Origin of the sequence: Acidovorax sp. (assembly GCF_022763525.1) — a bacterium.
GTDB lineage: Bacteria > Pseudomonadota > Gammaproteobacteria > Burkholderiales > Burkholderiaceae_C > Acidovorax.
Genome location: NZ_JALEGG010000099.1, coordinates 1 through 9,396 on the forward strand (window position 1 = coordinate 1; position 9,396 = coordinate 9,396).

The window sequence follows — 9,396 nt, forward strand, 5'->3', positions numbered from 1 at the left end:
CCACCACCACCGAGGGCACCGCCAGCAAGGTGTTGAGCACGGCCAGCACGGCACCGCGGCCGGCGAAGCGGGCAACCCCGAGCCAGGCGCCCAGCACCAGACCCACGCCGCAAGCGACAAGACACGCGGTGGCGCTGACGGAAAGGGATCGGCCCACGATGGTCCACAAAACGGGGTCGTACGAGAGGGTGAGTTGCAGCGCTGTGCTCGCGCTTTCCGAAAGTGTGGACATGGTGGCCCTGTTGAACTGGGCTATCGTAGGCACCCCGCCAATATCCAGCGATATGAACGTCCGTGCATAGGGTCCAACTTCACTACACGCTCAGCCGCGATGCCGGTAGTGCGCTCATCCGCAATCCGCTGCCCGAACTGCTGCAGGCCGTGGCCGAGCAAGGCTCCATCTCGGGCGCCGCACGCACATTGGGCCTGTCCTACCGCCACGTCTGGGGTGCCCTCAAGCGCTGGGAAGAGCAGCTTGGCGGCGAGCTGATCGTGTGGGGCAAGGGCCAGTCGGCCCAGCTCAGCGAGTTCGGCACCAAGCTTCTGTGGGCCGAGCGCCAGGCCCAGGCGCGGCTGGCGCCGCAGATCGCCGCGCTGCATGCGGACCTGGAGCGGGCGTTTGCCGTGGCCTTCGACCCCCAGGCCCATGTGCTGACGCTGTACGCCAGCCATGACGACGCGCTGGTGGCGCTGCGCTCGCACGCGGCCGCGCAGGCCGACAGCGGCGCGCTGCACTTGGACATCCGCTTCACCGGCAGCGTGGACGCGATCCGCGCGCTGAACGAGGGACGCTGCACCCTGGCAGGTTTTCACACGGTGGAGCAACCCGCCGCCGATTCATTGACCGCACGCACCTACAAGCCGCTGCTGCAGCCCGGGCTGCACAAGATCATCGGCTTCGCCCAGCGCACGCAGGGCCTCATCGTGGCGCCGGGCAACCCGCTCGGGCTCCACGGCCTGGCCGACGTGGCCCGCTCCGGTGCTCGCTTTCTCAACCGGGCGCTGGGCACCGGCACCCGCGTGCTGCTCGATGACCTGCTGTCACAGGGCGGGCTGGCCGCGAGTTCGCTACAAGGCTACGAGTCCGATGAACCTTCTCACACCGCAGTGGCCCAAGCCATCGCAGCGGGAGCGGCCGATGTCGGCATGGGCATCGAGTTGGCTGCGCGGACCCGAGGGTTGGACTTCGTCCCGCTGGTGCACGAGCGCTACCACCTCGCCTGCCTGAAGGCCAGCCTGGACCAGCCCGCCACCCTGGCACTGCGCACGCTGCTGCAGTCCCCTGAATGGCTGGCCCAGATGGCCACCCTGCCCGGCTACAGCCCCTGGCATTGCGGCGAGGTGCTGGCCATGAGCAGGATGCTGCCCTGGTGGCGTTTTGCGGTCCAAAAGGGTTCCTCCAAACCTAGGAAGAAACCCTAATTGCTACGTTTTCAATAGCTAAAGAATCAGCACTGGCTGCGGGATAACACCGTCACGCTGCCGTCAGGCTCCGCCTACAGTGCTCCGTAGAATCGCGCCGTTGTAAAAGTTTGTCCCGCTTGCGCGCCCACCAGCGCCCTGCGGGCACCTCGCACGCAAAGCCTTTTTATTGGAGACACCATGCAGGCTCTATTGAAGTTATCAAGGGGGATCGACTGGGTTAACACCCAGGTCGGCAAATATGTGGTTTGGCTGATCCTGGCCTCCACGATCATCAGCGGCGTGAACGCTGTGGTGCGCAAGGCGTTCAACATCAGCTCCAACGCCTTCCTCGAAGTGCAGTGGTATCTGTTCGCCGCCTCGTTCCTGCTGGCGGCAGGCTACACCCTGCTGCAGGGCGAGCACGTGAAGGTGGATGTGGTGTCCAGCCGCTTCTCCAAGCGCACGCAGATCTGGATCGATGTGTTTGGCTACATCGCCTTCCTCACGCCCATGTGCGCTGCCGTGCTGTGGTACGGCATCCCGTTCTTCACGCGCGCACTGGCTTCGGGTGAAATGTCCAACAACGCAGGCGGCCTGATCCGCTGGCCCGTGTACCTGATGATGCCCCTGGGTTTTGCACTGCTGTGGCTGCAAGGCATCTCCGAGCTCATCAAGCGCGTGGGCTTCCTGAAAGGCCTCATCGAGGATCCGACAGTCAAGAGAACCGAAAAGACGGCTGAAGAAGAGCTCGCCGAATCCATCCGCAACCTGGCGGAAGCCGCCAAGGGCAACGGCAAGAACAACAAGACCGAAGCCGTCTGAGCGGAGCACACACCATGGAATTCATTGCACACAACCTCGCCCCGATCATGTTCGCGGGGCTGATCTGTTTCTTGCTGGTGGGCTTCCCCGTTGCGTTCAGCCTGGGCGCCTGCGGCCTGTTCTTTGCCTTCATCGGCATCGAACTGAACGTGCTGCCCGAGGCGCTGCTGCAAGCGGTGCCGCTGCGCATCTTCGGCATCATGCAGAACGACACGCTGCTGGCCATTCCGTTCTTCACGCTCATGGGGCTCATCCTGGAGCGAAGCGGGATGGCGGAAGACCTGCTGGACACCATCGGCCAGCTGTTCGGCCCCATCCGCGGCGGCCTGGCGCTGGCCGTGATCTTCGTGGGCGCGCTGCTGGCCGCCACCACAGGCGTGGTGGCCGCGTCGGTGATCTCGATGGGTCTGATCTCGCTGCCCATCATGCTGCGCTACGGCTACGACCGGCGACTGGCAGCGGGGGTGATCGCTGCCTCGGGCACGCTGGCGCAGATCATTCCGCCCTCGCTGGTGCTGATCATCATTGCCGACCAGATGGGCCGCAGCGTCGGCGACATGTACAAGGGCGCCTTCCTGCCCGGCCTGATGCTGACCGGCTTCTACGCGCTGTATGTGATCCTGCTGGCGATCTTCAAGCCCCAATGGGTGCCCGCCCTGCCCCCCGAAGCGCGCACCCTGCGCGACGACAACGGCAAGAGCGGTGTGACGTCCCTGGCCGTACTGACCGGCATCTGCGTGGCCGCATCGATCTACGTGGCCAAGAACATGCCGGCGCTGCACAGCTGGTGGTCGGGCGAAACCGTGGAGAAGGTGGCGCTGGACGAAACCATCGTCGTGTCCATGTGCTTTGGCGTGGCGCTGGCCTTCGTGGCCGCCAGCATCAACAAGATCACCCGCCTGGGCCTGCTTTCGCGTGCTGCGGAGCGCGTGACCTTCGTGCTGATTCCTCCGCTGCTGCTGATCTTCCTGGTGCTGGGCACCATCTTCCTGGGCGTGGCAACGCCCACCGAAGGCGGCGCCATGGGCGCGCTGGGCGCGGGCATCATGGCCATCATCCGCGGCCGTCTGTCCTTCTCGCTGCTGAAGCAGGCCGTGACGACGACCACCAAGCTGTCGTGTTTCGTGGTGTTCATCCTGGTGGGTGCCACGATGTTCGGCCTCACCTTCCAGGGTGTGGACGGCCCGCTGTGGGTGGAACACCTGCTGACCGGCCTGCCCGGCGGCCAGCTGGGCTTCCTGATCGTCGTGAACATCATGGTGTTCTTCCTGGCGTTCTTCCTGGACTTCTTTGAGCTGTCCTTCATCGTGGTGCCCCTGCTGGCCCCCGTGGCGCACAAGCTGGGCATTGACCTGATCTGGTTCGGCGTGCTGCTGGCCGTGAACATGCAGACCTCGTTCATGCACCCGCCATTCGGCTTCGCATTGTTCTACCTGCGCAGCGTGGCCCCGGCCAAGGAGTACATGGACAAGGTCACCAAGAAGATGATCGCGCCGGTCACCACCCCGCAGATCTACTGGGGCGCCATTCCCTTCCTGTGCATCCAGCTGATGATGGTGGGCCTGATCATCGCCTTCCCCGGCATCGTCTCCAGCGGGCTGGACAAGGAAGAGGTCTACGACCTGGACAAGGTCCGGATGGAAATGGAAGCGGCCATGCCCGATGCAGCCCCCGAGGCCGCCGACCCGACCGCAGGCATGGATGGCGCATCGGCCCCGGCCTCGGATGCCGCTCCGGCCGCCGACGATCCGCTGAAGGCACTGCAGGACTCGATGGCCAACGAGAAAAAGTAACGGGTGACCGCACTACCGCGGCAAGCCCCGTCGTCGAACCAAGCCCCGGGTCGCGTGCCCGGGTGCACAAAAAAACTCCGCAGACGGGATGCCCGCTGCGGAGTTTTCTTTTTGCCCTTTGGAATCGAGCAGGCGGGGCCGTCACTTCTTCACCCTGGGCATCCACGCACCTGGAGCATTCGCCTTTCCATCGTCGCAGCCACCCTCTGCGTGCGCACCGCCCCCCCCTGCGCCCTTGCCAATGCCCTAAGAACCTGTTCAAAGTGCTCCAGGCCCGCAGCGGTTGCCTGTCCCTGACGCACTGGTGGGTCTCCGGTTAGGTGCCCCCGCAAGCACTGCACGCGCGAGCGAGAATGCCCGGCGCATCATGGCCAAGCCGGGGCCGAGGCAGCAGCTCACTCGCAGCCTCGCATGCTGAGCGCTGCGCAAGGCTTCGGCAGGCTCAGCCCGAACGGGAGGACGGTGTTGGAGATGGCCCTTGAAAGGGGCCTCCGCTCATGGGGAGCCTGTCGAAGCGCTGGGAGCGACTTTCACAGGCGCAGCCGAACGGGCAGCTGCGTTGAGGGAGCCCTCGAAAACCAGCATCCGTTCATGCTGAGCTTGTCGAAGCAGTCCGCGAGGCTTTTACCCCGCGTGCCGGGAGCCCTTTGCGCCCCCCAAAAAAAGAAACCCGCCGTCGGCAGACAGGCGGGTTTCCAGAGGATCGGGGTGGCAGTTTGCACCGCCACCTCCATCAACTCGATCAGCTTGATTAGAGCTTTTGCGAGGACATGAACGAGTCGTAGCGCGATTCGGCGAAGCGGAACCACAGCACTTGGTCGCGTTGGAAGGCACGCATGTCGGCGTAGATCTTCTTCCACTCGGGGCTCTTCGCGTCGTTTTCGGCGAACACTTCCATCGAAGCCTTGAACGAAGCGTCCATCACGGCTTGCGAGAACGGCAGCACCTTGGTCTTGGCGGCCACCAGTTGCTTGAGGGCCGTGGGGTTCAGTGCGTCGTACTTGGCCAGCATGTCGATGTGGGCCACGTTGGTTGCCGCTTCGATGATGGCCTTGTTTTCGGCCGACAGGCCGTCAAACGCCTTCTGGTTGACGAAGAAGTCCACTTCGGGGCCGCCTTCCCACCAGCCGGGGTAGTAGTAGAACGGAGCCACCTTGTTGAAGCCCAGCTTCTGGTCGTCGTAGGGGCCCACCCACTCGGCTGCATCCAGCGTGCCCTTTTCGAGGGCTTGGTAGATTTCGCCGCCGGGGATGCTCTGGGGCACGGCACCCAGCTTCTGCATCACTTCACCCACCAGGCCGCCGCCCAGGCGCATCTTCATGCCCTTGAAGTCGGCAGGTGACTTGATCTCCTTGCGGTACCAGCCACCCATCTGGGTGCCAGTGTTGCCGCCAGCGAAGCTGATGGCGTTGAAGTTCGCGTAGAACTCGTTCATCAGCTTGCGGCCATTGCCATGCAGCATCCAGGCGTTCATCTGGCGGGCATTGAAGCCAAAGGGAATCGCCGAGCCCAGCGCGAACGCGGGGTTCTTGCCGTAGAAGTAGTACGGCACGGTGTGGCACATCTCGACGGTGCCTTGCTGCACGCCGTCCATCACGCCGAAGGGAGGCATCAGCTCGCCGCCAGCGTGCACGGAGATTTCAAACTTGCCGCCAGACATCGCCTTGACGGCCTTGGCGAACACATCAGCACCACCGTAGATGGTGTCCAGCGACTTGGGGAAGCTGGAAGCCAGACGCCAGCGGATGGCGGCCTGGGCGTGAACGGCGGGTGCGGCACCTGCGGCCAGCACACCGGCAATGCCCGCCTGCTTGATGATGGAACGACGATCCATGAGGTTCTCTCCGATATAGTGATTTCACAACTTGGGCACGCAGCGTGCGCGGCGCGCCAAGGACTTTTGAGCCGGGTTCATTGTAGGAACATGACCCAGGGGACTTTTGGGGGTTTTCCCGCGAAAGTCCGCCGCCATCACCATACCTTCAGGGTTCTGCAAGCATCCGGACCCAGGTCAATCCAGACCGTGTTCTGTCGCGAGCGCACCCCGATGCGCGGAGCCGGTGTTCAGGCCACGCGCGCAGCCGGCTGTGCCGGCACGAACCGCTGGCGGATGGACCGCTCGATGCCATCGGCATCCAGCCCCTGCAGGGCCAGCAGCCGCGCGGGGTCACCGTGCTCGATGAACACGTCAGGCAGGCCGAGCTGCAGCACCGGGCGCACGATGCCCATCCCGTTGAGGGCTTCGGTCACGGCGCTGCCGGCACCGCCCATGATGGCGCCCTCTTCCAGGGTGACCAGCGCATCGTGGCGCTCGGCCACGTCCCGCAGCAACGCTTCGTCCAGCGGCTTGGCCCAGCGCATGTTGACCACCGTGGCGTCCAGCGCCTCTGCGGCCTCCAGGGCCGGATACAGCAGGGTGCCAAACGACAGGATGGCGATGCGAGGCCCATGCGTGTCGTGGCCTTTGCGTTCGCGGCGGATTTCGCCCTTGCCGTACGGCAGGCCTTCCAGTGAAGCAAGCGGGATGGCGCCCGCACCACTGCCGCGGGGATAGCGCACGGCCACGGGGTGGTCCTGCTCGAACGCGGTGGTGAGCAGCTGGCGGCACTCGCGCTCATCGGCGGGGCAGGCCATGCCCATGTTGGGAATGCAGCGCACGAACGGGATGTCGTACGCGCCCGCGTGCGTGGCGCCGTCCGCTCCCACCAGGCCCGCGCGGTCGAGCGCAAACACCACGGGCAGGTTCTGCAGCGCCACGTCGTGGATGAGCTGGTCGTAGCCGCGCTGCAAGAAGGTGGAGTAGATGGCCACGACGGGTTTGACACCCTCGCAGGCCATGCCGGCGGCAAACGTGACGGCGTGCTGCTCGGCAATGCCTACGTCGTAGTAACGCTCGGGGAAGCGCTTTTCAAACTCGACCATGCCCGAACCTTCGCGCATGGCCGGAGTGATGCCGACGAGGCGCTCATCCTTGGCAGCCATGTCGCACAGCCACTGGCCGAAGACCTGGGTGAACGTGAGTTTGGGCGCGGTGCTGCTCTTGACCAGGCCCACGGCCGGGTCGAACTTGCCGGGGCCATGGTAGGCCACGGGGTCGGCCTCGGCCAGCTTGTAGCCCTGGCCCTTCTTGGTGACCACGTGCAGGAACTGCGGACCCTTGAGGCTCTTGATGTTCTCCAGCGTGGGGATGAGGGAGTCCAGGTCGTGCCCGTCGATGGGGCCGATGTAGTTGAAGCCGAATTTTTCGAACAGCGTGGCAGGCACCACCATGCCCTTGGCCTGCTGTTCCAGCCGCTTGGCCAGCTCCAGCAAGGGCGGCGCGTTGCGCAACACGCTCTTGCCCACGTCGCGCGCCTTGGCGTAGAACTGCCCGCTCATCAGCTGTGCCAGGTAGCGGTTGAGCGCGCCCACGGGCGGACTGATGCTCATGTCGTTGTCGTTGAGCACGACCAGCAGGTTGCAGTCGGCCACGCCCGCATTGTTCAGTGCCTCAAACGCCATGCCGGCGGTCATGGCGCCGTCGCCGATGATGGCGACCGCATGGCGGTGCTCGCCCTTGCGCTTGGCGGCGAGCGCCATGCCCAGCGCGGCCGAGATGCTGGTGGACGAATGCGCGGTGCCGAAGGTGTCGTATTCGCTTTCGGCCCGCTGCGGAAAGCCCGAGATACCGCCGAGCTGGCGCAGGGTGTGCATGCGATCGCGCCGACCCGTGAGAATCTTGTGCGGGTAAGTCTGGTGGCCCACGTCCCACACCAGGCGGTCCTCGGGGGTGTTGAAGACGTGGTGCAGCGCCACCGTCAGCTCCACCGTGCCCAGGTTGGAGCTCAGGTGCCCGCCCGTCTGCGAGACGCTGTCGATGACAAAACCACGCAGCTCCGTGGCCAGGACCTTGAGGTCCGCGCGCGAGAGCTGGCGCAGGTCCGCCGGGTCGTTGATGGTCTGCAGCAGGGGATAGGGCTTCGTGGACATTACTATTCTTTTAATAGCTGGTAGCGCTTGTCAGACAAGCGCCAGAGGCCGATTTGGCATTGAACTCAGTGTGCATCGGAGCACATCAGTGCGAGCGCCGCACCACCATGTCGGCCAGCGCCGCCAGCGCTCGCGTGTCGGGCAGGCCACTGCGCGCCAGGGCCGCGTGCGCCTCGGCCAGCAGTTGCTGCGCGTAGGCTTGCGCGGGCGCCAGACCGAGCAGGGACACGTAGGTGGGCTTGTCGGCGGCGGCATCCTTGCCCGCCGTCTTGCCCAGCGTGGCCGAATCGGCCACCACATCCAGGATGTCGTCTACCACCTGGAACGCCAGCCCCACCGCCGCGCCGTAGTCGGAGAGCGCGTCGTACGCCGCGCCCTGGGCCTGGCCGCAGAGGGCGCCCATGAGGACGCTGCCTTGCAGCAGTGCGCCGGTCTTGAGGCGGTGCATCTGGCGCAGCTGCGCCTCGGTCAGGGCCACCCCTACGCTGGCCAGGTCGATCGCCTGCCCGCCCGCCATGCCAGCCGAGCCGGCCGCACGCGCCAGCAGCCGGCACAGCGCAGCCTGGGTGGACGCCGGGATGAGAGAGTGGTCAGGCGTAAGGAGCTCGAAGGCAAACGCCTGCAGCGCATCACCCGCCAGCAGAGCCTGGGCCTCGCCGAACTGCACATGCACTGTGGGCTTGCCGCGGCGCAGGACATCGTTGTCCATGCAGGGCATGTCGTCGTGCACCAGCGAATAGGCGTGGATCAATTCCACCGCGCACGCTGCCCGCAGGGCCGCGTCGTCCATCGCCTGGCGCGTGGCGGTGTCTGCGTTCGCAGGGCCCGGCGCGCTGCTGCAGACCGCCTCGTGCGCCGCCAGCACCAAGAGGGGCCGCAGGCGCTTGCCGCCATCGAGCACGGCGTAGCGCATGGCGTCGCCCAGCCCGGCGGGAGCGTCCGTGCCCACCCATTGCGACAGGGCCTGCTCCACGCGTTGAAGGTGGTTCTGGCTCCACGGGGCCATGTCCAGGGCCTGGGTGAACGGGGTAACGGAGGAAGTCACGGGCACCGCGCTCATTCCTGGCTCCAGGGTTGCAGTTGCCCTTCGTCCAGCACCTTGATCTGGTCCTGGACGGCTTCAAGCCGCTGGCGGCAGAAGGCCAGCAGCGCCGCGCCGCGCTGGTAGCCAGCGAGCATCTGGTCCAGGGGCAGCTGCCCGGATTCGATGCGGGCCACGAGTTGCTCCAGCTCTTCCAGCGCCGCCTCATAGCTGGCGGGTTCGGCTAAAGGAGCGGGGGATGCAGGGGCCTTGGGCATGGGCAGGGCGGCAGAGCGCGGGTGAAAAACCGGCCATTTTAGGCGCACCCCCAGCGGAGCGGGGCGCGGCCCGGCGGCTATGGCCCTGGCGCCGCCGTGCCGCAGGGCC

Annotated in this window: 7 protein-coding genes and 1 pseudogene; 3 read left to right on the plus strand and 5 right to left on the minus strand. The window is 65.6% G+C overall.

Translation table 11 applies throughout. From position 1 onward, the window contains the following. Positions 1–232 (minus strand): annotated as a pseudogene (locus tag MRY84_RS07790) (ABC transporter permease); the annotation flags it as partial. 62 nt (positions 233–294) lie between these two features. Here MRY84_RS07790 and MRY84_RS07795 point away from each other — a divergent pair. From MRY84_RS07795 to MRY84_RS07805, 3 genes are all read left to right on the plus strand, one after another. Further along, positions 295–1,422: a substrate-binding domain-containing protein gene (locus MRY84_RS07795; protein WP_291505163.1), complete on the plus strand. Its 1,128-nt coding sequence runs from the start codon at positions 295–297 to the stop codon at positions 1,420–1,422. A gap of 180 nt (positions 1,423–1,602) precedes the next feature. Then, positions 1,603–2,226 (plus strand): TRAP transporter small permease subunit, encoded by a 624-nt coding sequence (locus tag MRY84_RS07800; RefSeq protein ID WP_291505164.1) that lies wholly within the window; start codon positions 1,603–1,605, stop codon positions 2,224–2,226. A 14-nt stretch (positions 2,227–2,240) separates the two neighbouring features. Beyond that, positions 2,241–4,019: a TRAP transporter large permease subunit gene (locus MRY84_RS07805; RefSeq protein ID WP_291505165.1), complete on the plus strand. Its 1,779-nt coding sequence runs from the start codon at positions 2,241–2,243 to the stop codon at positions 4,017–4,019. 751 nt (positions 4,020–4,770) lie between these two features. Here the strand turns inward: MRY84_RS07805 and MRY84_RS07810 are convergent. From MRY84_RS07810 to MRY84_RS07825, 4 genes are all read right to left on the minus strand, one after another. Next, positions 4,771–5,853 carry a TRAP transporter substrate-binding protein gene (locus MRY84_RS07810; protein WP_291505166.1) on the minus strand — a complete coding sequence of 361 codons (1,083 nt, stop codon included), beginning with the start codon at positions 5,851–5,853 and terminating at the stop codon, positions 4,771–4,773. Positions 5,854–6,083: 230 nt separating this feature from the next. Next, positions 6,084–7,988 (minus strand): 1-deoxy-D-xylulose-5-phosphate synthase, encoded by a 1,905-nt coding sequence (gene dxs / locus MRY84_RS07815; protein WP_291505167.1) that lies wholly within the window; start codon positions 7,986–7,988, stop codon positions 6,084–6,086. An 85-nt stretch (positions 7,989–8,073) separates the two neighbouring features. Then, a complete protein-coding gene (locus MRY84_RS07820; RefSeq protein WP_291505168.1) occupies positions 8,074–9,048 on the minus strand; it encodes a polyprenyl synthetase family protein in 975 nt (324 codons plus the stop codon). Next, the gene (locus MRY84_RS07825) at positions 9,045–9,287 is read right to left on the minus strand and encodes an exodeoxyribonuclease VII small subunit (RefSeq protein ID WP_142144316.1); all 243 of its coding nucleotides are present in this window, start codon (positions 9,285–9,287) and stop codon (positions 9,045–9,047) included. The genes MRY84_RS07820 and MRY84_RS07825 overlap by 4 nt, the downstream gene beginning before the upstream one ends. Positions 9,288–9,396: the final 109 nt, after the last annotated feature.